The following is a 21,253-nucleotide window of genomic DNA, read 5'->3' on the forward strand; positions in this document are numbered from 1 at the left end:
CTACCGTCACCTACCCCGCCGTCCTCCTCGCCGGCATCCACGCCGTCGCCGCCCTGCTCACCCTGCCGCACGAAAATTCACCGACACTTCACGATGCCTTCAAGCAAGGCGGGACTGACGGCGCGACACTACACGCTCACCCACACCGGAATCCCCACATGGAAAACACCACACAAAAACTCATCATCATCGCCGTCATCAGCGCCATCCTGCTGATTGCCGTGCAGCTACTCAGCGGCATCATCAACGACCGCCAGCACTACGCGGCCCATGCGCGCGAGAACATCACCCAGGTGGACACTCCGTCCAGGCCCGGCGCGATCCAAACCCTGGATAACCGCCTCGACCTCTACCGCCTCACCGAACGCAGCAGCAAATACGCCATCCTCTTCCTGATCATCACCTTCGGCGGTTGCTTCCTCTTCGAGACCCTGCGCGGCCTGCGCATCCACCCCGTGCAATACACCCTTGTCGGTGCGGCGGTCATCATCTTCTACCTGCTCTTGCTTTCGCTCGGCGAGCAAATCGGCTTTACCGCCGCCTACGTCCTCGCGGCGCTCGCCTGCAACGGCCTCATCGCGGGCTACCTCAGCGCCGTGCTGGGCAGTGCGAGCCGCGCCCTGACCCTCGGCGGCATCCTCGCGCTCGCCTACGCCGTGCTCTACCTCTTGCTGCAAAGCCAGGAATACACCCTGCTCGCCGGCAGCCTGCTGCTCTTTGCCGCCCTTGCTGCAACGATGTATGGCACCAGAAACTTCGACTGGTACAACCTGAAAGCCAAAAAGGAGGACTAAACCATGCGCCGCCTGCCCACCATCCGCGACGCCCGCCGCTTCGCGACCGCCATTCTTGCTCGCTACCAACTGCCGACCGCACCGCTCACCATCGCCGAAGAAAACGGCTGCTACGGCATCCAAAGCCCCGCCTGCCGCATGATTATCAGCGGCGGTGATGGCAAAATCCTCTACCTGCGCGGTAGGCGTTGAACAACAATCCTGGGTTTTATCCCGCTTGGCAAGGTTCGTCCGCAAGACAAAAAAACCGCCAGGCGGGATAACCGCACGTGCTTCCCCCTGGTGCCGCACCCACAGAGATGCAGGGGTCTCGCTATAATCCATCTGCCCATTCTGCTGCGAGAGCACCATGCCCACCCGTTTCCTCGATAAACACCGCCGTGCCAAGCGCGCCAGCCGCCGTCTGCACCTCGCCTTCTGGCTGGGGGCGCTCGTCAGCTATCTTTGCTACCTCATCATCATCGTGCCGCTCTTCATCTTCATGGCGGCCCTCTTCATTACGCCAAACGCCACCGGCCCCGACGCTGGTCTCAACAACCTCATGATGCTCGTGCTGTTTGGCGTCGCTGTCATTGCCGTGTTCCTGCCCGTCTTCAAACTGTTAAAGGCCTATAACGGCAGAAAACGCGAGCTGGGGCAGCAAAGCGCGGGCGAACAGGCCGAAGCCCTCGGTGGCAGTCTCGCCCGCCCCGATGATGAACCGCTGGAGAACCGCTACGTCAACCTCGTTGCCGAACTCAGCCTCGCTGCGGGTATCCCTGCCCCCGCAGCCTACGTCCTGCGCGATGATGACAGCATCAACGCCTTCGCCCTCAGCGGCGCGGGCGACAGCCTGGCCCTCGCCGTCAGCCGGGGTGCGCTCGACAACCTCACGCGCGACGAACTGCAAGCCGTCCTCGGCCACGAATTCGGCCATATCGAAAACGGCGACCCCGCGCTCTACAACCGCCTCAGCGCCATGCTTGCCGGTTACTTCGCCACCGGCAGCCGTAAAGAACAAGAACGGCTCTACACCGACCCCGATACCCAGGTTCTCAGCCTGAGCGGCCTCAGCGACAGCGCCGAAAAAGACCAATTCGGTATCAACATCAGCATCCTCTACCTTTATGGCCGCCTCCTGCAAGCCGCCTTTGCCCGCCGGCGCGAAGCCATGGCGGACGCCCGCGCCGTGCAATACACCCGTGACCCCGCCGCCCTCATCGGCGCGCTGCAAAAAGCCTGGGCACTGCAACAACAGGGCATCCACCCGCGCCGTCCACCGCCTGACCGCTCCCACATCTACTTCATTAACTACCGTCGCCCGGGCTGGCGGCGGTTACGCACCCACCCCACCCTGCGCGAACGCATCCGGACCTGGGGCGGTAACATCAGCAATGCCGACCTGCCCGCCATTCTCGCCCGCATCAATGCCTGTCGCAGCAGCCGCGCCGCGACCCCGCTGCGCCCCGTCGCACCGCCACCCGAGCCGAACCCCACCTACCCGCTTGCCGCTTACGACCGCCTCCTCGCTGCCGAACTGCGTCCTGCGCCTACCGACCCTGCCGCCGCGCTACTCGCCATCTTCGCCTATCACAGCGGCACAGCACTGGCTGATCTTGAACGCGCGGGCCTCCTCCCCAGCGAACGTCTTTTTACCTGCCGCCGCGCCTATGACACCATCGCGCAAAGTGAGCCGCTGCTGCGCCTCGCCCTCACCGCTCACCTCAGCCGCGCTGCGTTCGCCTTCGACATCGCCGAAAAGCGCTGCCTTGACCCCATCATTCGCCACCTCGTTGAGCACGATGGCCAACTCAGCCGCTATGAGCTCGCCGCCTTCATTGCTTGGCGCGCCACCTGCATCACCGGTCGCGGCACCGATTACCGCGCTCACGAAGCCGACATCGCCTGGCTCTACAACTTCCTCGCCTGCGACGACCCCGACGACCCGAATCCGCAAGCGACCTACGAGGACTTGCTGGAAGTCAGCGCCCTGCCGCTTGGGCAAACGCCCGCTTGGCAGCCGCTCGACACCGGCAGCAGCAAAACTGGCCTGCAACTCTGCCACCACTGCGAGGCGCTGCGCCGTCTCGCGCCTATCTTCCGGCGCTATCTGCTCATCACCCTGAACCTCCATTACCGCAGCAAAGCGGAAATTACCCTGCAACAGGCTTACCTGCGCTTTGCCCTGCAACAGATCCTGACGGGGCCTCCGCCACCACAAAAGCGCCAACGCGGGATAAATATCGGGTTCTTGCGCAGAGTAGGCTTTAGCCCACCATCAAGAACGTGAAAAGATTCTTGCGGCGGGTTGAAACCCGCCCTGGGTTTGGGATGCTGCCAAGCGGCATAAATACTGAACCCGCCAAGCGGGATAGTTCCTGCTTTTGCGCAGCAAAAACCCGCCTCGCGGCGGGTTTTTCGTGTATCCGGCGAATGCTTAGAACAGGCCGGTGATGTTGCCGTCTTTATCCACGTCGATGTTGTTCGAGGCGGGGGCTTTCGGCAGGCCCGGCATTTTCATGATGTTGCCGGTGATGGCGATGACGAAGCCCGCACCCGCCGCGATTTGCACTTCGCGGATGTGCAGGGTGAAGCCTTGCGGGCAGCCCAGCGCTTTCGGGTCGTCGGAGAGCGAGTACTGGGTTTTTGCCATGCACACGGGCAGGTTGCCGTAGCCGAGTTTTTCCAGATCGGTGAGGGTTTTGCGCGCGTCGTCGCTCAGGGCGATGTCCGCCGCGCCGTAGATTTTCTGCGCGATGGTGCGGATTTTGTCGACGAGCGGCATGTCGTCCGGATAAAGCGGGGCGCAGTGGCTTTCGCCTTGTTCGCAGGCGTCGATGACGGCGCGGGCGAGGTCTTCGCCGCCTTTGCCGCCGTGTGCCCATACTTCGCACAGGGCGACTTTCGCGCCGTGTTCGGCGCAGGTTTTTTCGATGAGGGCGAGTTCGGCGTCGCTGTCGCTGACGAAACGGTTGATAGCGACGACGACCGGCAGGCCGAAGGCGTTTTTGAGGTTGGCGATGTGTTTCAGCAGGTTCGGCAGGCCTTTGCCGAGCGCGTCCACGTTTTCGGCAGTGAGCGCGTCTTTGGCGACGCCGCCGTTGTATTTGAGCGCGCGCACGGTGGCGACGATGACGGCGCAATCGGGTTTGAGGCCGCCCTTGCGGCTTTTGATGTCGATGAATTTTTCCGCGCCAAGGTCGGCGCCGAAGCCCGCTTCGGTCACGGTGTAGTCGCCGATGGCGAGGGCGGTGCGGGTGGCGATGAGGCTGTTGCAGCCGTGGGCGATGTTGGCGAACGGCCCGCCGTGCACCAGCGCTGCCGTGCCTTCGATGGTTTGCACGAGGTTGGGTTTGACGGCGTCTTTGAGCAGCGCCGCCATCGCGCCTTGTGCGTGCAGGTCGCGGGCGTACACGGGTTCGCCGCGCCTGTTCCAGGCGACGATCATGTCGCCAAGGCGGTTTTTCAGATCTTCGAGGTCGCGTGCGAGGCAGAAGCAGGCCATGACTTCGCTCGCCACGGTGATGTCGAAGCCGTCCGGACGCAGGGTGCCATCCACGCTTTTGCCGAGGCCGCTGATGATGTTGCGCAGCTGGCGGTCATTCATGTCCACCGCGCGGCGCCAGGTGACGCGCTTCGGATCGATTTCCAGGGCGTTGCCGTGGTGGATGTGATTGTCGATGAGGGCGGCGAGGAGGTTGTTGGCGGCACCGATGGCGTGGAAGTCGCCGGTGAAATGCAGGTTGATGTCTTCCATCGGCAGCACTTGTGCGTAGCCGCCGCCGGCCGCGCCGCCCTTGATGCCGAAGACAGGGCCGAGCGAGGGTTCACGCACGGCGATGAGGGTTTTTTTGCCGAGGCGGTTCAGGGCGTCGGCAAGGCCGATGGTGACCGTGGTTTTGCCTTCGCCCGCCGGCGTCGGGTTGATAGCGGTGACGAGGACGAGTTTGCCCGGCTTGTCGCTCGCGCGCGGGCGGATTTTGGCTTTGTATTTGCCGTAGTGTTCGAGTTCGTCGGCGCTGATGCCGATTTTGGCGGCGATGGCGTCAATGGGTTGCATGGTGGCCTGGCGGGCAATGTCGGCGTCGGTCATGGTTAGCTCCGTATTAGACTGGGAATTTCGTGGCAGTTGTGTGGCTTTATGTGTTTGCCGGTGATTATAGGTGAAGCCGTTGCGTATTTCAGTCTGCGCGGTAGGCTGCGTGCGATAGGGTGTTTTCGTGAAATTCCGCTCATTAGCCTGGCACATCATGACCTGATATAAAGCCCCGCTTAATACCAGTTAACCCGAGATAACCGGAGCCCCCATGAAAAAGACTCTTCTCGCTGCAACCGTCCTGCTTGCGGCGACGGCATTCGCCGAGAAATACGATCTGCCACCGTCAGACATCAACGTCATCGGCCAGGTGCAGCAAATCAGCGCCAAGCAGGGCGAAACTTTCTACGATATCGGCCGTGAATACGGCATCGGCTACGACGCGATGGAACATGCCAACCAGGGTGTGGACGGCCTCTACCTGCGTGAAGGCGAGCAGGTCCTGCTGCCGACCCGCTTCATCCTGCCGGACGCGCCGCGCGAAGGCATCGTCATCAACCTGCCGGAAATGCGCCTCTACTACTACCCGCCGAACAGCAACGTCGTCCACGTCTTCGCCATCGGCATCGGTCGTGAAGGCTGGGGCACCCCGAAAGGCATCCTCAGCATCAAGGAAAAACGCGCGAATCCGACCTGGACCCCGCCCGCTTCCATCCGCGCCGAACACGCGGCGAACGGCGATCCGCTGCCTGCCGTCGTCCCCGCCGGTCCGGATAACCCGCTCGGTCTCTTCGCCATGCGCCTCTCTAACCCGTCTTACCTGCTGCACGGTACCAACAAGCCCGAAGGCGTGGGGATGCGCGTCTCGCACGGCTGCATCCGCCTCTACCCCGAAGGTATCGAAGAACTCTTTGGCATGGTGGGCGTTGGCACCCAGGTCAACATCGTTAACCAGCCGATGAAAGTGGGCTGGTTCGGCGACAGCATGTACCTCGAATTCCATGCGCCGCTCGGCGAAGACGCGCGCACCCTTGAGCAGAACATCGCCGAAGCACGCGAAACCGTGCACAAAAGCGTCGCCTCACGCGGCCTGCGTGTCGAAAACGACCTCATCGATGCGGTGGTGCGCGAGGAAAGCGGTATGCCGGTCGAGGTCGCCTATTACCAATAACCTCACAGCCCTCGATAAAAAAGCGCCGTCAGGCGCTTTTTTTGTGCCCGGCGGCGGCAGTGAACATCGCTTTTCCACGCGCTATACTGCGCAGCGGTTCGACGGTCTCCCGCCCACCCGTACCGACAGCCCTCCGGCAATCTCTGGACTTCGTGCGCAGGCGACCGCGTGCCACACCACCCTTAGTACGGAGATTCATCATGCAAGACTTGCAACAACTGCTTGGCCAAGAAGCCGACACCCTGCTCAACCACCGCTGCACCGCGATTCCCAAAGAAAACCTCTACCTGCCCGGCCCCGATTATATCGACCGCGTCTTCGCGCAGAATGACCGCTCGCCTGCCGTGCTGCGCGCCTATCAGCAAATTATTGACCACGGTCGCCTCGCTGGTACCGGCTACATCTCCATCCTGCCGGTGGATCAGGGGGTCGAACACTCGGCAGGCGCTTCCTTTGCCGTCAACCCGCAATACTTTGATCCGGAGAACATCGTCAAACTCGCCATCGAAGGCGGATGCAACGCGGTCGCCTCCACCTACGGCGTACTCGCCAGCGTCGCGCGCAAATACGCGCATAAAATCCCGTTCCTGGTCAAACTCAACCACAACGAAACCCTGACCCTGCCGCCGCTGCACGACCAGACCATGTTCGCCACCGTTGAGCAGGCCTTCGACCTCGGCGCGGTGGCCGTCGGTGCTACCATCTACTTCGGCGCGCCGGAAAGCCGTCGTCAGATAGAAGAAGTTGCCGCAGCCTTTACCCGTGCGCATGAGCTGGGAATGCTCACAGTGCTCTGGGCCTACCTGCGCAATCCCGCCTACAAACATGACGGCGTGGATTACCACAGCGCCGCCGACCTCACCGGTCAGGCGAACCACCTCGCCGTGACCATCGGCGCGGACATCGTCAAGCAAAAACAGGCGGTGAACAACGACGGCTATCGCAAAATCGGCTTCGGCAACACCGACGACCTGGTGTACAGCAAACTCACCACCGACCATCCCATTGACCTCACCCGCTACCAGCTCGCCAACTGCTATATGGGCAGAATCGGCCTCATCAACTCCGGCGGCGCAGCAGGTGGCGCGAACGACAAGGCGGAATCGGTACGTACCGCCGTCATCAATAAACGCGCGGGCGGCATGGGCCTCATCCTTGGCCGCAAATGCTTCAAAAAACCTTTCGACGAAGGCGTCGCACTGCTGCATGCGGTGCAGGATGTCTATCTTGATAAAAGCATCACCATCGCTTGAGGGGTGCCGGCAATATCAAAAACGGGGCCGTGCGCCCCGTTTTTTATGGAAGGAAGGTCGCTTTCCTGTGGCGATTCGTACCGCTCAACGGCTTTGCAGGATGTCGATGCGTTGGATGATGCCGCTCTGCGGCCAGTAGGCGACGCGGATCTCCGTGGCGCGGTTGAGCGGGTGGTAGTGGCGGTTATCGATAGGAAAATCCTGCCGGATGGCGGGCAGGACGAGGCGGAAACCGCCGCTGTTGTAGCGGTCAGGCATTGACTCACGGATGTGGAAATCGCGTGTGGTCAGGGTTTTGCTGCCGCCAATGAGGTCAAGGCAGACGGGCGCGGCCATGATGATGGCAGCGGTGCCTGCGGCAGCGACGCAGAGGCGAGGGTATTGGTAGCGCCAGTTCAGGCGGTCATGTCGGCGGGTGCGCCACAGATAGCGTGCGCAGGGAATAAGCAGAAGAGCCAGGAGGAGCGGGCGCAGCAGGGCGGGCCAGCCTTCGTTTGGCAGGAAGATGTCGCAGGCAAAATAGACGGCGCCACAAGCGGCGAAAACAGGCGCTTCGCGATAAAGGTCGGCAAAATTGTGGGGCAGGGGCATCAGCGCAGGATCTCGATTTTGTAGATGATGTCGCTCTTCGGCCAGTATTCGACGCGGATTTCATGAGCGCTTTGCAACGGGCGGACGCGTTTCTTTTCCAGCACCAGTTCGGCGTGTTTTTCCGGCAGGACTAAGCGGTAGCGGCTGTCGTAGCAATAGTGGTGACCTGAGGAACGACAAGAGCGGGTTTTGACGTGGAAATTCTCAGTGGTAACGGTTACGCGCGGGCGGTGCAGGTCAATCAGCGCCGGCACGGCGAGGTAGGCCCCGCCGGCGAGGAAGATGAGGGTGGTGAAGAGCGGGAAGCCTTCGTCGAGGTGATCGAGTCTGCTTCTCCGCCAGATGTGGATGCCAAGCGGGATGGCAAAGACGCCGATGCTGAGGTTTTTCAGCAGGGCGATGCGGCCTTCATCGGGCAGGAAGAAGATGGCGGCGGCGCAAAAGACGACGCAGGCGGTGAGGGCAGGGGCTTCGCGGAAGTTTTCGAGGAGATTTTCGAAGAAGTTCATGGTGGTATCCAGTGGTGGGATGACGGAGGGTGACAAGCTGGGCGGTCATTTTAGGCTCATGATGTTGTTTTGAAAAACACGTGGAAATTCACCGGCTAACGATGATCTTTGGCGCAATGCTTGCATCTTCATTCATGTTTTTATTCCCCCTTAATCAATGGAGTACAACATGGCGCAAACCTTCAAAGAGGCCGGCGTGGCTATTGCAGGTGTCCGCTGGGTCAATATCAATAATGACAATATGGTCGTGGCCCACGATGACCCTTTCGATGCGGATGCTTTCGTCAGCGCTTTGCACAGGGCCGATGGCAGTGTGAGCGTAACGAAGGGGTGAGCCTCAGCCGCATGAAGAAGACGCAGCTTTCGCTGCGTTTTTTATGTCCGGCTGTTTTCTGCGGCATCGAAAATGGTGAAGACGGCAGCCAGCAAGGCGGTGGCGTAACTGCCGCGCGGCAGGGTGAAGGAGAGTAACAGGGTGTGCGCGTCCAGCCAGTCGTGGTGCAGGTTTTGTGCGCGGGCGGTGAAGGCGCGCCAGCCGCTGTCAGCATGGCGACAGAGGTAGTGCACGGCGGATCGGGTGGCAGTATCGGCGCCGTCCAGCCAGGTTTGTGTCGCGGGTGGCAGCGGTTTGTTTTCTTTGCCGGGCAGCCAGCCGCCAAGCGCAATGTCGCCGCTGCGCAGGCGTTCCAGTAGGGCGTCATCCACATTGTCGATGAGGAAATGACTGTTGCTACCGCGCAGGAGGGCGCGGTCGCCCGCTTGCGGCGTATGCAGGGTGTCGGCCGCCATGCGGGCTTGCAGCTGGGCGTTGAAGCAGTCAGCGCGCAGGGTGGATAACACCAGGGCGCGTTCGTCGTGTTTCTTGGGTAGTTCGCCGCGCTCAACCCAATGCCGCGCTTTTTGCAGGTTGTGGTGGCCGAAGCGTTGCTCGCCGAAGAGGTTGGCAAAGCCATCATGCGCCAGTGTGGCAAGTGCATGGTCGATAGCGGCGCGTTCGCCCTGTACATCACGCAGGATAAGGGTAAATTCGTTGGCCCGATGTGTGCCGATGCGCAGTTTGCGGTCATTGTGCGCGCGCGTCAGGATGCGCCAGCCTTCCCCGCTGTCGGGCAGGTTGGGGCCGTATTTGGCGGGTAGCGACAGCCATTGGCAGGTGACGGCGTGGCGGTCTTTGAGGCCGCTGTGGGCAATGTCTTTTTGCGTGCAACCAAGCAGTCTCGCCCATTCGCGTTTGAGATAGGCGGTATTCAGACCGGTTTTCTCCACATAACACCACAGATGTTCGCCTTGTCCGCTGGGGGTAAAGCCGAGCAGCTCGGCAACCTGAAAATCATCCGGCTGCTGTTTGATGGTGGCGCTGGGTTTGCTCATGATGTTCTTCTCACAAGGTGGATAAAAAAAGCCGTGAGTCACGGGGAATCACGGCCTGGGTTGGGTATGGCTTTGTTTATGCCTGGGTTAGGCGGGCAAGGATGGCGTCAAGCGGTACCATTTCGGCACTTTCGCTGCGGCGGTGTTTGTATTCGACTTCGCCGTTTGCCAGCGTTTTGTCTGAAATCACGATCCGCTCCGGAATGCCGATGAGGTCCATATCGGCAAACATGACACCGGGGCGCTTGCCACGATCGTCAAGTGCCACGTCCACACCAGCTTGTCGCAGTTGAGCATACAACGCTTCGGCAGCACGCTGTACTTCCGGCGATTTGGCAGCGTTGAGCGGCAGGATGGCGACCATGAAGGGGGCAATGGCCTGCGGCCAGATGATGCCGCGCTCGTCGTGGTTTTGCTCAATGGCAGCGGCAACGACACGGGTGACACCGATGCCATAGCAGCCCATCAGCGGGGTAGCCGAGCTACCGTCTTCCAGCTGTATTTTCAGCTCCATCGCTTCGGAGTATTTTTTCCCTAACTGGAAGATATGCCCGACTTCGATGCCGCGCCGGATGGCGAGGGTGCCGCTACCGTCAGGGGCTATATCGCCTTCGACGACATTGCGCAGGTCGGCAACTTTGGGCAAGGGAACATCGCGTTCCCAGTTGATGTTGAAATAGTGGTAGCCGTCTTCATTGGCACCAGCAGCAAAATCGGCAATCATGGCAGCATCATAATCAACAATCATCGGCACTTTGACCCCGATCGGGCCAAGGGAACCAGCGCCCGCTCCCATCGCGGCACGGATTTCGGCTTCTTCCGCCATACGCAATGGCGCGGCAACTTCCGGCAGGTGTTCTGCCTTGATCGCATTGAGTTCGTGATCGCCACGGATGATAAGGGCAACGACGCCTCCTTCCGCTCCGGCAACCATCAGGGTTTTTATGGTGCGCTCAATCGGCACGCCATAACCTTCGACCAAGGCGGCAATGGTCTTGCAGTGCGGGGTTTCCCGTTTTTCCATCGCAGCGCTTGGGGCGGGGCGGGTTTGTGCGGGGCGCTGTGCCTCGGCTTTTTCGATATTGGCGGCATAGTTGCCGTTGGTGGAAAAGACAATGGCGTCTTCACCAGTTGCCGCCAAAACGTGGAATTCATGCGAACCGGTACCGCCGATGGAGCCGTTATCCGCCAGTACCGGACGGTAATCCAAACCGAGACGTTCGAAGATGCGGCAGTAGGCATCGAACATGGTCTGGTAGGTGTCTTGCAGGCTGGCTTCGTCAAGATGGAAAGAGTAGGCATCTTTCATCAGGAATTCCCGACCCCGCATCACCCCAAAACGCGGGCGGATTTCATCGCGGAATTTGGTCTGGATTTGATAGACGTTGAGCGGTAGCTGTTTGTAACTGGACAGATCGCGCCGCATCAGGTCGGTTACGACTTCTTCGTGCGTTGGTCCCAGGCAGTATTCGCGTTCGTGGCGGTCGATAAAACGTTGCAATTCCGGACCATACGCCTGCCAGCGCCCGGATTCTTGCCACAATTCGGCAGGTTGGGCGCTTGGCATCAGGATTTCCAGCGAACCGGCGCGATTCATTTCTTCGCGGATGATCTGCTCCACTTTGCGCAGCACCCGTAAACCCAGCGGCAGCCAGGAATATATACCGAGCGCCGCTTGCCGAATCATGCCGGCACGCAGCATCAGTTGGTGACTGACGACTTCTGCATCAGCCGGCGTTTCTTTTTGTGTGGTAAGCCAGAATTGTGAGAGGCGCATAGTGTGGTGTCTTATCCTTGCCCTTTACCATCAGTTTCACCGCCCGGCATTTGTTGCCGCGGCGGCTGTTGTTGCGGTGGCGGGTTTCTGGGTGCTGCAGGAGGTGGTAATGCGCCGGGCGCTGAAGGTCTGCTGCCGTCAGTGGTAGGCACCCTGGGTTGTGGGTTGCAAAATTGATCAATAATGCCCTGAGCCATTTTGCTCCGCTCACTTATTTCATCTGCTGAAAGCGGAACCAGGTTACCTTGGCCATCATCCTGAAAGACTTTGGGTTTACTTAATGTATCCAAATCTTTTCGTGCCGTTGCACAACGCTGTTCGCGAGTGATGGTGCCCTCAGGCAAAGGTTGCGACCCATTAGCGTTAGCGTTTTGTGTATTAGGTGTTGCCGGACGTACGGGACGCAGAACCGCAAACGTATTGTTATCAGGACGTTCGCTGACCAGCATCCCCTGGCCATTAATTTTGATGACGTTTTTTACACCGCGTGGTGCATATTTGGCGTAGTGTGCACGCCCGCGTGCGTACCATTTGTAAAAAATCTGCTGCGGCTGGGCGTTGGGATTACGATAAATCTCCGGAGCGGGCGGATTGCTACCATCGCCTGGTGACGACGTTGCTGCTTGTTGCGCGGAGCTTGCAACAGCGAAAGACACGGCGAGGGCCAATACAGAAGTTCTCAAAAGCATAGTGAATTCCTTATCTGAAGGGACGCAAGCATTCTACATTACTGTTCGGCAAGAATCTATCCTGCTATAATCATTTCGTTCATTTTTTCAACAACGGAGCATCCACATGAAAAATCCCGTCCGTGTCACTATTACCGGTGCTGCCGGTAATATTGGTTATGCACTGGCCTTCCGCATCGCTGCCGGCGATATGCTGGGGCCGGACCAGCCCGTTATTCTGCAGCTGCTGGAAATTACCCCGGCGCTGGGTGCATTGCAAGGCGTAGTGATGGAGCTCAATGACTGTGCTTTCCCGCTGCTCGCGGGTGTCGTCGCGACCGATGATGCTAACGTAGCTTTCAAGGATACCGACTATGCCCTGTTGGTGGGTGCCCGTCCGCGCGGTCCCGGCATGGAACGCAAAGACCTGCTCACTGCCAACGGTGCCATTTTCGGGCCGCAAGGCAAGGCGCTGAACGATCACGCTTCGCGCGACGTCAAAGTGCTGGTGGTCGGTAACCCGGCGAATACCAACGCGTTGATCGCGCAAGCGGCTGCGCCGGATCTCAACCCGCGCAATTTCACGGCGATGACCCGTCTTGACCATAACCGCGCCCTGTCACAACTCGCTGAAAAGACCGGCACCCACACTACCGATGTTGCCAAGATGACCATCTGGGGCAACCACTCTTCCACGCAGTACCCGGATATCAGCCATGCCACCGTTAAGGGCAAGGCGGCAAAAGGCTTGGTGGACGACACCTGGTACAAGGACACCTTCATCCCCGTCGTGCAACAACGTGGCGCGGCCATCATCAAGGCGCGTGGTGCTTCTTCCGCCGCTTCCGCTGCTTCCGCCGCGATTGACCACATGCGCACCTGGGCGCTGGGCACTCAGGGCGATGACTGGGTCAGCATGGCGGTGCCTGCCGACGGTTCTTACGGCATTGCCCCCGGCATCATCTATTCTTACCCCTGCCGCTGCAAAAACGGCGACTACGAAATTGTCCAAGGGCTGGAAGTAGATGCCTTCAGTCGTGAAAAGATGGATGCGACCGCCACCGAACTGCGTGAAGAACGCGCCGCGATCGAACATCTCCTCAAATAACCCTTCCGGCAAGGTTTCCGCAGATTATGGCGGAGAATTATGGGCCCCGCTTCGGCGGGGCTTTTGTCTATTCGTCCTATGCTTCCCATGTTGCGACATTTCGTCAGTGGTATCAGCCTCATGACCGCTCTCGGCTGGATTGCGCTGAAAATCCTTTTCCCCGAGGAAGGCATAGCGGCATTCTGCGCCCGCGCGTTCGGCGGCACTGCCCTGCTCGGCGGGGCCTGGCTGCTTTATGCGCTGAAACGTCGCCTGCTCGCTGCCGCCCTCGCTTTATACGCTGCTGTTTTCCATCTCGCGCCCGTCGGGTTTGACCTTATCGGCGGCACCACGACACGCACCGTTCACGACTTTATCCTGGAAAGCTGCGATCGTTCCCGCCCGCGTCTTTTCGCCCAGCGCCTGATTCTGCCGGACAGTGGCGACAGTCTGCGCATCAGTCTCGACACCCATCTTGCCCTGAGCAGCGCCACCACCCTCCGCCTCACTTATTGGCGCAACAGCGGCATCATCCGCCGCTTCGACATCGTGCGACAAGACAAAGACGCCACCTACTGCTCGCTGCACAATCAGTACCGCTATCAGCAGCGGCAGTGGCGCTGAACCCCGCCGCCCGGCAAGCAACCGGTCGCATACCACGCTTAACCGCCCTGCTGCAAGGCGCGGATAGCCTCATTGGCCAGTTGATCCGCCATTTCGTTACCGGGATGGCCGCTATGCCCCTTAACCCAGCGCCATTCGATTTGATACTGGCTGACCAGTGCATCCAGTGCCTGCCACAATTCGATATTCTTCACCGGTTTCTTGTCGGCGGTTTTCCAGCCGTTGCGTTTCCAGCCCGCCAGCCATTGGGTGATACCGTTTTTCAGGTAACTGCTGTCGGTGCTGATGACGATGGGGCAGGCGCGCTTGACGGCGCGTAGCGCTTCGATGGCGGCGGTGAGCTCCATGCGGTTGTTGGTGGTCAGCGCTTCCGCGCCGTTCAGTGTTTTCTGGTGCGGGCCGTAGCAGAGCAGCGCACCCCAGCCGCCGATGCCGGGATTACCCTTGCAGGCGCCGTCGGTATAGATGTGCAGGATGTTGTCGTCGTTCATGGATTTACTCCGCGTGATGGGAATGCTCGTCCAGCCATGCCAATAATTGCGCTTCGTCGATGATGGCGACGCCGAGCTCCTGCGCTTTCGTCAGTTTGCTGCCCGCCTTGTCGCCTGCCAGCAGGTAGTCGGTTTTTTTCGACACGGCGCTGCCCGTTTTGCCGCCCAGGGCGGCGATGTGGGCGGCGGCGGTGTCGCGGCTCATCGTCGGCAGGGTGCCGGTGATGACCACGGTTTTACCGGCGAGCGGGCTGTCTGCGTTGACAACAGGCGCTTCCACTGCCGGCCAGTGCACACCGGCGGCCTGCAAGTCGGCGATGACGGCGCGGTTGGCGTCATCCAGGAAGAAGTGGCGGATGTACTGCGCCATCACCGGGCCGATGCCGTCAATGGCCTGCAAATCTTCCTCGTCGGCGGCGAGCAGTGCGGGCAGTTCGCGGTAGTGGCGGGCGAGCAGCTCGGCGCTGACGTTGCCGACTTCGCGGATGCCGAGGGCGTAGATGAAGCGGGACAGCGTCGTCTCCTTCGCTGCATTTAGCGCGTCCAGCACGTTCTGCGCCGATTTGCTCGCCATGCGCGGCAGCGCCGACCAGTCATCCAGCGTCAGGCGGAAAAGGTCGGCGGGGCTTTGCACGCTGCCGTTCGCCACGACTTGTTCAATGAGTTTGTCGCCGAGGCCCTGGATGTCCAGTGCTTTGCGCGAAGCGAAGTGGATCAACGCCTGCACGCGTTGCGCCTGGCAGTGCAGGCCGCCGGAGCAGCGCGCTACCGCTTCGCCTTCGGGGCGGATGACTTCGGAGGCGCAGATTGGGCAGTGCGTCGGCATGGTGAAAGGCTGGCTGTCAGCGGGGCGTTTTTCCAGAACGACTTTGACGATTTCGGGGATGACGTCGCCGGCGCGGCGCACGAAGACGGTATCGCCGACGCGCACGTCCTTGCGCGCCACTTCGTCGGCGTTGTGCAGGGTGGCGTTGGTGACGGTGACGCCGCCGACTTCCACCGCTTGCAGGCGGGCGACGGGGGTAACGGCACCGGTGCGGCCGACTTGCACGTCGATGGCTTCCACGATGGTGGTTTTTTCCACCGCCGGAAACTTCCACGCCACCGCCCAGCGCGGCGCGCGCGAGACGAATCCGGCTGTCTGCTGTTCGGCGAAACGGTCAGCCTTATAGACGATGCCGTCAATTTCATAAGGCAGGTCGTGGCGGTGCACGGCCATGTCGGCCATATAAGCGGCGGCGGCATCCGCGCCAGTGAGCGCGCGTTGCAGCGGGCAGACGGGCAGTCCCCAGGTGCGGTATTGCGCGAGCAGTTCGGTATAGGTCGCGGGCAGGATAAAACCGTCGTGCGCGCCGTAGCCATAAGCGAAGAAACTGAGCTGGCGCGCGGCGGTAATGGCGGGGTCAAGCTGGCGCAGGCTGCCAGCGGCGGCATTCCGCGGGTTGGCGAAGGTTTTGCCGCCATCCAGCAGGGCTTGCGCGTTCAGCGCGGCAAAGGCCGCCTTCGGCATATAGATTTCGCCGCGCACTTCAATGACGGCAGGCGGGGTGTCGCTCAAAAGACGCAGCGGGATGGTGCGGACGGCGCGCACATTGGCGGTCACGTCCTCGCCGGTCGCACCGTCGCCACGGGTCGCGGCACGGGCCAGTACGCCGTTTTCGTAACGCAGGCTGATGGCAAGGCCGTCGAATTTCGGCTCGGCGGAGAGATACAGCAGCGCATCGCTATTCAGACGTTCTTGCAGGCGACGGTAGAAGGCGGCGAAATCCTCGGCGTTGAAGACGTTATCCAGCGACAGCATCGGCACGGCGTGGGTGATGGGGGCAAAAGCGCCGTCTGCCTTGCCGCCGACGCGGCGGGTGGGCGAATCATCGGGCACCGGCGCGCCGCTGGCTGCTTCCAGTGCGCGCAGTTCCTGCATCAGCGCGTCGTATTCGGCATCGGCGACGGTCGGGTTATCAAGGACGTAGTAGGCGTAGTCGTGGGCGCGGATGAGGGTGCGCAACACGGCAATGCGGTCAGTCATGGAGGTTCCTTTATCAGTTATGAAGACAGTTCACCAGTCGCGCACGCGGTCAATGGCCGCTTGTACCGCTTCCAGATCAGCCTCTGCGCCGTGTTTCCCAGCGGCGAGACGGGCTATCTGCCAATAGGCGGCGCAGATCAACTCGCGTTCTTCCGTTTCGATCCAGGCGAACGGATTAAAAGCAGCGGCGTAGTCGGCGGCAAGCCGCTCCAGCCCGGCTTGCAAAGCGGCGGCGGGCAAAGCCAATGCCTGCTTGAGCGTGTCCTGATAAATCTTGACGGCTTTTTTCGCCTCTTTCAGCGGAATATGTTCCGCTTCGGCAAAGGCAAATAACGGATTGTCCGCATGGGCGGCATACCATTCCGGTTTGCGCAACTTGGTAATTTCATAGGTAATACGCTGCGGTCGTTGCTTGGCAAGCGCCTGCAATTGCTTTTTCACGGCACTGCCGATGCCATGCGGTACCCCCGCCATCCAGACAAAATTCAAATCCGGCAACAGCGACAAATCCGGAATCGCTTCGGCTTCTATCCGCACATCGAAAAAAGAAATGGCGCGCAATCGGCTTAATTGCGTCACTTTCTCGAAATGCAGAATCGTGACATTGCGCATGATCAATACCCGCGTCTGCGGCTGCGCGGCAACAAAGGCAGCCATGTCAAACGCCCTATCGTGCTGCCAGGCGCTGCTATCGACGGGACGGTCATAAGGCGGCACCCGTTTCTCCTGGGGAATAAAGGCAGGGGCATTCATATTGCCGCCATAAATCACCGGATCCGTATCGGCAAAGAGTGGCAAATGACCGATGCGGATATGATCCTGCGGAATATAGCCATGTAAAGATTCAATCGCATGAAAGGCCGTCTGATGCGATTGTCCGCCAACATACATCATGTGCTTTTGCGGCAGCGTCAAATGATGAATATCGATATCCTCCGGGCGGGCATAAAAACCGATAAAAGGCAGGATATGCGTCGTGGCCAGTTGATTGGCCTTCGTTTCCTGATAGCGGATGAATTGATAGGCGGTATAGCAATTACCGAGAGGGGAATAAGCGGCAAAAATATCGCCGGGAACAGGTGCGGTCATCGGAGTTTCCTTGCGGGTGGGGGCGGCATGGTAGCACGCAGGGCAAGCCGCGCGGCAGGCGGAACCGCTATAATCCCGAGCCGTTTTTCTGCCTGTGTCCACCGCCATGCCCCACACCCTGCCTCCGTCCGATAACGCGTTCTACCGCAACATTTCCTACCTGCTGATGACCCTCGCCCTGTGGGCAGTGCTGCAATACCACCTGCTGCCGCTCCTGCTCGCCATCATCCTCACCTTCGTCTTCATCACCCGCACCAACGGCCTCATCCTCTGGCTCTGCCGCCGCTTGCTGCCGCGCCACACCGTGCTGCAACGCTTCGCCAGCATGCGCCACATCAACCTTTTCTCCTCCACCATGACCATCGGCCTGGTGCTGCTTGGCATTTTCCTGTTCGCTTTGAGCGCCTTTCAGCTGCTGAGCGGCGAACGCATCGGGGTGATGCTCGGCAAGCTGGCGGCGATTCTCGAAGACACCAAAAACAGCAAAGACCTGCCCGCCTTTATCCTGAACCTCCTTCCCGACAACCTCGATGAAGTCAAAACGACCTTATCCGGCCTCATCCGCGAATACAGCGACACCCTGACCCGCATCAGCCGCAACAGCCTCACCATCTTCGTGCACATCCTCATCGGCATCCTCATCGGCACCATGCTCAGTTTCCACCGCCTGCACAAACGGCACGACCGCAGCACTATACCCGTCTTCAAGGCCGAACTGCTGCGCCGCGTCATCACCTTCCAGAGCAGCTTCGAGCGCGTCTTCATCGCGCAGGTCAAAATCTCGCTGATTGATACCGCCCTCACCGGCATCTACCTCTACGCGGTGCTGCCGATCTTCGGCGTTGAATTGCCTTTCCGCCTCACCGTGCTGGCGATCGCCTTTATCGTCGGCCTGATTCCGGTAGTGGGCAACCTCATCTCCAACGCCGTCATCATCATCTTGAGCCTCGGCGTCTCGCTCTATGTGGCGCTGGCCTCGCTCATTTTCCTCGTCGTCATCCACAAGCTGGAATACTTCCTCAACGCCAAAATCATCGGCGCGGAAATCGAATCCACCGCCTGGGAACTGCTCCTGGTGATGGTCATCTGCGAGCGTATCTTCGGCATCGGCGGCATCATCATCGCCCCGGTGTATTACGCTTACCTGAAGAACGAGCTGAAACGGCAGGGGCTGCTCTGAATGCCTGCTCTGTGCTGCATAAAAAACCTCCCCACAGGGGAGGTTTTTTTTGTGACCGACAGCGTGTACCGGGCCGCCAAGCGGCCATAGGTATCTACCCAACTCAAACCCAGCGACCATACACACAATGAACCTGCACTGCCCCAAACCGACCAAGCGTCTTGTCCGCAGTTATCAAGGATACGTAAAAAACCTCATCAACCCCTGCACACCATTCGGCGGTATGCGCGTTCCCTTCGCATGGCACACATCACCGCGCAAAATCACCCCACGGAAAAACAGAGCCTTATCATAATTATTGACCGCAAAGCCGATAGCGTTTACCACCTGTGCGAATGGAACGCGGCGGGGCATCCATTCCAGGTGCGGATGTGCGGATACTGCGGCGTGACACGCGACGGCAAAACGTACAAAGCACAAGAACTTGAGCGGGAACCCAACTACAGTTTCTACAAAAACGTGCATTACCGGGCAAACAGGTGGCGCTGGAAGTGGCGGGGACGAAAGTTGTATTGACGTGGAAATCCAACGCCAAGCGGGGCAAAGGACGGCATACCCCGCTGAAAGCAAAAATGAACTGCGTGCGGTTGAAGACGGCGGGGAAGACGATGGCGCCGTGGATACTGCTGACGAATGCGGAAATTACGGCGCGGGAAGCGGCACAGTATGACGACTACCGCTGGCGGATCGAGAGCGACTGCAAACTGTTGAAGAGCGCAGGCTACCGGGTGGGGGGCTGGCAGCAGAAGACGGGGAAGGATTTGCAAGCGGTTGCTGATTGTGGCGCAAAGCTGCCTGCAGGTGTGGCGGCTGCAAAGTGACCGGAGCGAAGCAGGGCAGCGGCTGTGTGAGTTTCTGATGCGGCTATCGGGCCGACAGACGAAGAAGGGGCGTGAGATTACCGCCCCTGCGCTTCTGGGAGGGATGCTTAATCTGTTGTCAGCACAGGAATTATTGGAGTTTATGACACCGAAAGAGATAAGGGGGCCGCATGGGTTGTTCGGGGTGGAAATGGGTAGATACCTATGGTCAAGCGGGATAAGGGCCGGGCGGTCGGGCGATATAAAGAAACCCGCCGTAGCGGGTTCTTTTTTATGTCTCTGTCTTGCGATAACGCAAATCCCACACGCTGTGGCCGAGGCGTTCGCCGCGCCGCTCGAATTTGGTCTGCGGGCGCCAGTCGGGGCAGGGGGCGAAGCCGTCGGCACCGCCGAGGTTCTGCCATTTGGGATCGCCGGCGAAAACGTCGCGCATCCATTCGGCGTAGTTTTTCCAGTCGGTCGCGCAGTGGATTTCGCCGCCCGCGCGTAGTTTGCGCCAGATGAGGTCGGTAAAGGCACGCTGCACGATACGGCGCTTGTGGTGCCGCGCTTTCGGCCAGGGGTCGGGGAAATAGATTTGCACGCGGTTGAGGGCGCCGTCCGGGACGTGGTCGCGGATGATGGCGACGGCGTCGTGGCGGATGACGCGCAGGTTATCGATGCCCGCTGCGGCCGCCAGCACCAGCGCATGACCGACGCCGGGGCGGTGCACTTCGATGCCGATAAAGCCCTGCTGTGGCGCAGCCTCGGCCATTTGCACGAAGCTCTCGCCGTTGCCGAAGCCGATTTCGAGGATGAGTTCGCGCGCGTCGCCAAAGAGGCTTGCCGCGTCCACACGCAAGTTTTCATCCACGTCCAGCCCGTAGCGCGGCCAGTGTTCGGCCAGCGCCCGTTCCTGGCCGCTGGTGATGCGTCCTTGACGCAGGACGAAGCTGCGGATGGTCATACGCGTTTGTCGCAGGTGATCTGCGCGTAGGCGGAGTGGTTGTGAATGGACTCAAAGTTTTCCGAGGAAACGCGATACGCCTGGATACGCGCATCATCGTTCAAGCGGGCGGCGACGTCGCGCACGATGTCTTCGACGAATTTCGGGTTTTCGTAGGCGCGTTCGGTCACGTATTTTTCGTCTGGCCGTTTCAGGGTCGCCCAGATTTCGCAGGAGCCTTCTTCTTCGCCGATGCGGATGAGTTCTTCGATGGCAAAGGGCGTAGCGGGGTCGTACACGGCATTGATGATGATGTGCGAGCGCTGGTTGTGCGCGCCGTATTGGGAGATTTCTTTCGAGCAGGGGCAGAGGCTGGTAACGGCAACGGTTACTTCCACGCGCACTTCGCAGTGCGCACGGTTACCGTCAGCAAGCAGGCGTACGCGGTAATCGAGCAGGCTTTCAGTCTTGCTGACCGGCGCCTGTTTTTTGATGAAAAACGGGAAGGTGAGTTCGATGCTGCCTTCTTCGGCTTTGAGGCGGGCGAGCATTTCCGTGTGCAGCGCTGCGAAGGTGGCGGGATCAAGGACGGCGGTTTCATTCAGCAGATGAATGAAGCGCGACATGTGCGTGCCTTTCTGGTGATGCGGCAGGGCGACGGTCATTTCAGCGGTAGCGACGGTGTCCTGGGTGCTGCCGTCTTTGTTAATGACACGCAGCGGCAGGCGGATATCGCGGATGCCGACGCGGGTAATGGCGATGTGGCGAGTATCGGGTTTTCCCTGCACGTCAGGGATAGTCGTATCGGTCATGGTGTTTTCGATTGTGGATAAAAAGCGCGCATTATAGCGGCATCCACAG

21 protein-coding genes are annotated in these 21,253 nt (G+C 60.1%); 10 read left to right on the forward strand and 11 right to left on the reverse strand.

Annotated elements, in window-relative coordinates; genetic code table 11:
* Positions 1–158 precede the first annotated feature (158 nt).
* The 3 genes from DY250_RS01265 to DY250_RS01275 all read left to right on the forward strand — a co-directional run bounded on the left by DY250_RS01265 (position 159) and on the right by DY250_RS01275 (position 3,063).
* Entirely contained in the window at positions 159–794 is a 636-nt protein-coding gene (locus DY250_RS01265) for an inner membrane CreD family protein (protein ID WP_115610563.1), read from the forward strand.
* Between the two features lie 3 nt (positions 795–797).
* Complete coding sequence (locus DY250_RS01270; protein ID WP_115610564.1) at positions 798–986, forward strand: hypothetical protein; 189 nt, start codon at positions 798–800, stop codon at positions 984–986.
* Positions 987–1,143: 157 nt separating this feature from the next.
* Positions 1,144–3,063, forward strand: coding sequence for a M48 family metalloprotease (locus tag DY250_RS01275; protein ID WP_115610565.1), 1,920 nt, complete (start codon positions 1,144–1,146; stop codon positions 3,061–3,063).
* Positions 3,064–3,210: 147 nt separating this feature from the next.
* On the opposite strand, the gene DY250_RS01280 is transcribed toward DY250_RS01275, so the two are convergent.
* Positions 3,211–4,866 carry a formate--tetrahydrofolate ligase gene (locus DY250_RS01280; protein ID WP_115610566.1) on the reverse strand — a complete coding sequence of 552 codons (1,656 nt, stop codon included), beginning with the start codon at positions 4,864–4,866 and terminating at the stop codon, positions 3,211–3,213.
* A gap of 214 nt (positions 4,867–5,080) precedes the next feature.
* Between DY250_RS01280 and DY250_RS01285 the strand changes: the two genes are divergently transcribed.
* Both DY250_RS01285 and DY250_RS01290 read left to right on the forward strand, forming a co-directional pair.
* Positions 5,081–5,980: a L,D-transpeptidase family protein gene (locus DY250_RS01285; RefSeq protein ID WP_115610567.1), complete on the forward strand. Its 900-nt coding sequence runs from the start codon at positions 5,081–5,083 to the stop codon at positions 5,978–5,980.
* A gap of 200 nt (positions 5,981–6,180) precedes the next feature.
* Complete coding sequence (locus DY250_RS01290) at positions 6,181–7,233, forward strand: class I fructose-bisphosphate aldolase (protein WP_115610568.1); 1,053 nt, start codon at positions 6,181–6,183, stop codon at positions 7,231–7,233.
* Positions 7,234–7,317: 84 nt separating this feature from the next.
* Here the strand turns inward: DY250_RS01290 and DY250_RS01295 are convergent, their stop codons facing one another.
* Both DY250_RS01295 and DY250_RS01300 read right to left on the reverse strand, forming a co-directional pair.
* Positions 7,318–7,824 carry a hypothetical protein gene (locus DY250_RS01295; protein WP_115610569.1) on the reverse strand — a complete coding sequence of 169 codons (507 nt, stop codon included), beginning with the start codon at positions 7,822–7,824 and terminating at the stop codon, positions 7,318–7,320.
* Entirely contained in the window at positions 7,824–8,333 is a 510-nt protein-coding gene (locus DY250_RS01300; RefSeq protein WP_115610570.1) for a hypothetical protein, read from the reverse strand. Before DY250_RS01300 ends, DY250_RS01295 begins: the two co-directional genes overlap by 1 nt.
* Before the next feature lie 169 nt (positions 8,334–8,502).
* Here DY250_RS01300 and DY250_RS13840 point away from each other — a divergent pair, with 169 nt between their 5' ends.
* Positions 8,503–8,667 carry a hypothetical protein gene (locus DY250_RS13840; protein ID WP_156786518.1) on the forward strand — a complete coding sequence of 55 codons (165 nt, stop codon included), beginning with the start codon at positions 8,503–8,505 and terminating at the stop codon, positions 8,665–8,667.
* A gap of 41 nt (positions 8,668–8,708) precedes the next feature.
* Here the strand turns inward: DY250_RS13840 and truD are convergent, their stop codons facing one another.
* From truD to DY250_RS13565, 3 genes are all read right to left on the reverse strand, one after another.
* A complete protein-coding gene (gene truD, locus DY250_RS01305; RefSeq protein WP_115610571.1) occupies positions 8,709–9,704 on the reverse strand; it encodes a tRNA pseudouridine(13) synthase TruD in 996 nt (331 codons plus the stop codon).
* 76 nt (positions 9,705–9,780) lie between these two features.
* Complete coding sequence (locus DY250_RS01310; RefSeq protein ID WP_115610572.1) at positions 9,781–11,481, reverse strand: proline--tRNA ligase; 1,701 nt, start codon at positions 11,479–11,481, stop codon at positions 9,781–9,783.
* Between the two features lie 11 nt (positions 11,482–11,492).
* Positions 11,493–12,170, reverse strand: a complete 678-nt coding sequence (locus tag DY250_RS13565) for a hypothetical protein (protein ID WP_147293427.1) — start codon at positions 12,168–12,170, stop codon at positions 11,493–11,495.
* 106 nt (positions 12,171–12,276) lie between these two features.
* On the opposite strand from DY250_RS13565, the gene DY250_RS01315 reads away from it, so the two are divergent.
* Both DY250_RS01315 and DY250_RS01320 read left to right on the forward strand, forming a co-directional pair.
* Positions 12,277–13,257 (forward strand): malate dehydrogenase, encoded by a 981-nt coding sequence (locus tag DY250_RS01315; protein ID WP_115610573.1) that lies wholly within the window; start codon positions 12,277–12,279, stop codon positions 13,255–13,257.
* Between the two features lie 87 nt (positions 13,258–13,344).
* Entirely contained in the window at positions 13,345–13,860 is a 516-nt protein-coding gene (locus tag DY250_RS01320) for a hypothetical protein (RefSeq protein ID WP_115610574.1), read from the forward strand.
* 38 nt (positions 13,861–13,898) lie between these two features.
* On the opposite strand, the gene rnhA is transcribed toward DY250_RS01320, so the two are convergent.
* From rnhA to DY250_RS01335, 3 genes are read right to left on the reverse strand one after another with little or no spacing between them, the layout of a single operon-like run.
* On the reverse strand, positions 13,899–14,351 hold the full coding sequence (gene rnhA / locus DY250_RS01325) for a ribonuclease HI (protein WP_115610575.1): 453 nt from the start codon (positions 14,349–14,351) through the stop codon (positions 13,899–13,901).
* A 4-nt stretch (positions 14,352–14,355) separates the two neighbouring features.
* Entirely contained in the window at positions 14,356–16,377 is a 2,022-nt protein-coding gene (ligA, locus tag DY250_RS01330) for an NAD-dependent DNA ligase LigA (RefSeq protein ID WP_115610576.1), read from the reverse strand.
* A gap of 30 nt (positions 16,378–16,407) precedes the next feature.
* Entirely contained in the window at positions 16,408–17,583 is a 1,176-nt protein-coding gene (locus tag DY250_RS01335; RefSeq protein ID WP_147293428.1) for a hypothetical protein, read from the reverse strand.
* Here DY250_RS01335 and DY250_RS01340 point away from each other — a divergent pair.
* Both DY250_RS01340 and DY250_RS01345 read left to right on the forward strand, forming a co-directional pair.
* A complete protein-coding gene (locus DY250_RS01340; RefSeq protein ID WP_218565518.1) occupies positions 17,573–18,646 on the forward strand; it encodes an AI-2E family transporter in 1,074 nt (357 codons plus the stop codon). The two genes, DY250_RS01335 and DY250_RS01340, sit on opposite strands and share 11 nt — an antisense overlap.
* Positions 18,647–19,125: 479 nt before the next feature.
* Complete coding sequence (locus DY250_RS01345; RefSeq protein WP_147293429.1) at positions 19,126–19,467, forward strand: hypothetical protein; 342 nt, start codon at positions 19,126–19,128, stop codon at positions 19,465–19,467.
* Positions 19,468–19,738: 271 nt separating this feature from the next.
* Here DY250_RS01345 and trmB read toward each other — a convergent pair whose 3' ends face one another.
* On the reverse strand, positions 19,739–20,413 hold the full coding sequence (gene trmB, locus DY250_RS01350; RefSeq protein ID WP_115610579.1) for a tRNA (guanosine(46)-N7)-methyltransferase TrmB: 675 nt from the start codon (positions 20,411–20,413) through the stop codon (positions 19,739–19,741).
* A complete protein-coding gene (folE2, locus tag DY250_RS01355; RefSeq protein WP_115610580.1) occupies positions 20,410–21,204 on the reverse strand; it encodes a GTP cyclohydrolase FolE2 in 795 nt (264 codons plus the stop codon). Before folE2 ends, trmB begins: the two co-directional genes overlap by 4 nt.
* Between the last annotated feature and the right edge of the window lie 49 nt (positions 21,205–21,253).

Source organism: Cardiobacterium valvarum, assembly GCF_900460955.1.
GTDB lineage: Bacteria > Pseudomonadota > Gammaproteobacteria > Cardiobacteriales > Cardiobacteriaceae > Cardiobacterium > Cardiobacterium valvarum.

Bases quoted from the DNA above. Each gene is read 5' to 3' on its own strand.
- DY250_RS01285 (WP_115610567.1), top strand. From the start codon at position 5,081: ATGAAAAAGACTCTTCTCGCTGCAACCGTCCTGCTTGCGGCGACGGCA.
- DY250_RS01295 (WP_115610569.1), bottom strand. From the start codon at position 7,824: ATGCCCCTGCCCCACAATTTTGCCGACCTTTATCGCGAAGCGCCTGTT.
- DY250_RS01280 (WP_115610566.1), bottom strand. From the start codon at position 4,866: ATGACCGACGCCGACATTGCCCGCCAGGCCACCATGCAACCCATTGAC.
- DY250_RS01340 (WP_218565518.1), top strand. From the start codon at position 17,573: ATGCCCCACACCCTGCCTCCGTCCGATAACGCGTTCTACCGCAACATT.
- trmB (WP_115610579.1), bottom strand. From the start codon at position 20,413: ATGACCATCCGCAGCTTCGTCCTGCGTCAAGGACGCATCACCAGCGGC.
- DY250_RS01265 (WP_115610563.1), top strand. From the start codon at position 159: ATGGAAAACACCACACAAAAACTCATCATCATCGCCGTCATCAGCGCC.
- DY250_RS01300 (WP_115610570.1), bottom strand. From the start codon at position 8,333: ATGAACTTCTTCGAAAATCTCCTCGAAAACTTCCGCGAAGCCCCTGCC.
- ligA (WP_115610576.1), bottom strand. From the start codon at position 16,377: ATGACTGACCGCATTGCCGTGTTGCGCACCCTCATCCGCGCCCACGAC.
- DY250_RS01315 (WP_115610573.1), top strand. From the start codon at position 12,277: ATGAAAAATCCCGTCCGTGTCACTATTACCGGTGCTGCCGGTAATATT.
- DY250_RS01270 (WP_115610564.1), top strand. From the start codon at position 798: ATGCGCCGCCTGCCCACCATCCGCGACGCCCGCCGCTTCGCGACCGCC.
- truD (WP_115610571.1), bottom strand. From the start codon at position 9,704: ATGAGCAAACCCAGCGCCACCATCAAACAGCAGCCGGATGATTTTCAG.
- DY250_RS01275 (WP_115610565.1), top strand. From the start codon at position 1,144: ATGCCCACCCGTTTCCTCGATAAACACCGCCGTGCCAAGCGCGCCAGC.
- DY250_RS01320 (WP_115610574.1), top strand. From the start codon at position 13,345: ATGTTGCGACATTTCGTCAGTGGTATCAGCCTCATGACCGCTCTCGGC.
- DY250_RS13565 (WP_147293427.1), bottom strand. From the start codon at position 12,170: ATGCTTTTGAGAACTTCTGTATTGGCCCTCGCCGTGTCTTTCGCTGTT.
- folE2 (WP_115610580.1), bottom strand. From the start codon at position 21,204: ATGACCGATACGACTATCCCTGACGTGCAGGGAAAACCCGATACTCGC.
- rnhA (WP_115610575.1), bottom strand. From the start codon at position 14,351: ATGAACGACGACAACATCCTGCACATCTATACCGACGGCGCCTGCAAG.
- DY250_RS01290 (WP_115610568.1), top strand. From the start codon at position 6,181: ATGCAAGACTTGCAACAACTGCTTGGCCAAGAAGCCGACACCCTGCTC.
- DY250_RS01310 (WP_115610572.1), bottom strand. From the start codon at position 11,481: ATGCGCCTCTCACAATTCTGGCTTACCACACAAAAAGAAACGCCGGCT.
- DY250_RS13840 (WP_156786518.1), top strand. From the start codon at position 8,503: ATGGCGCAAACCTTCAAAGAGGCCGGCGTGGCTATTGCAGGTGTCCGC.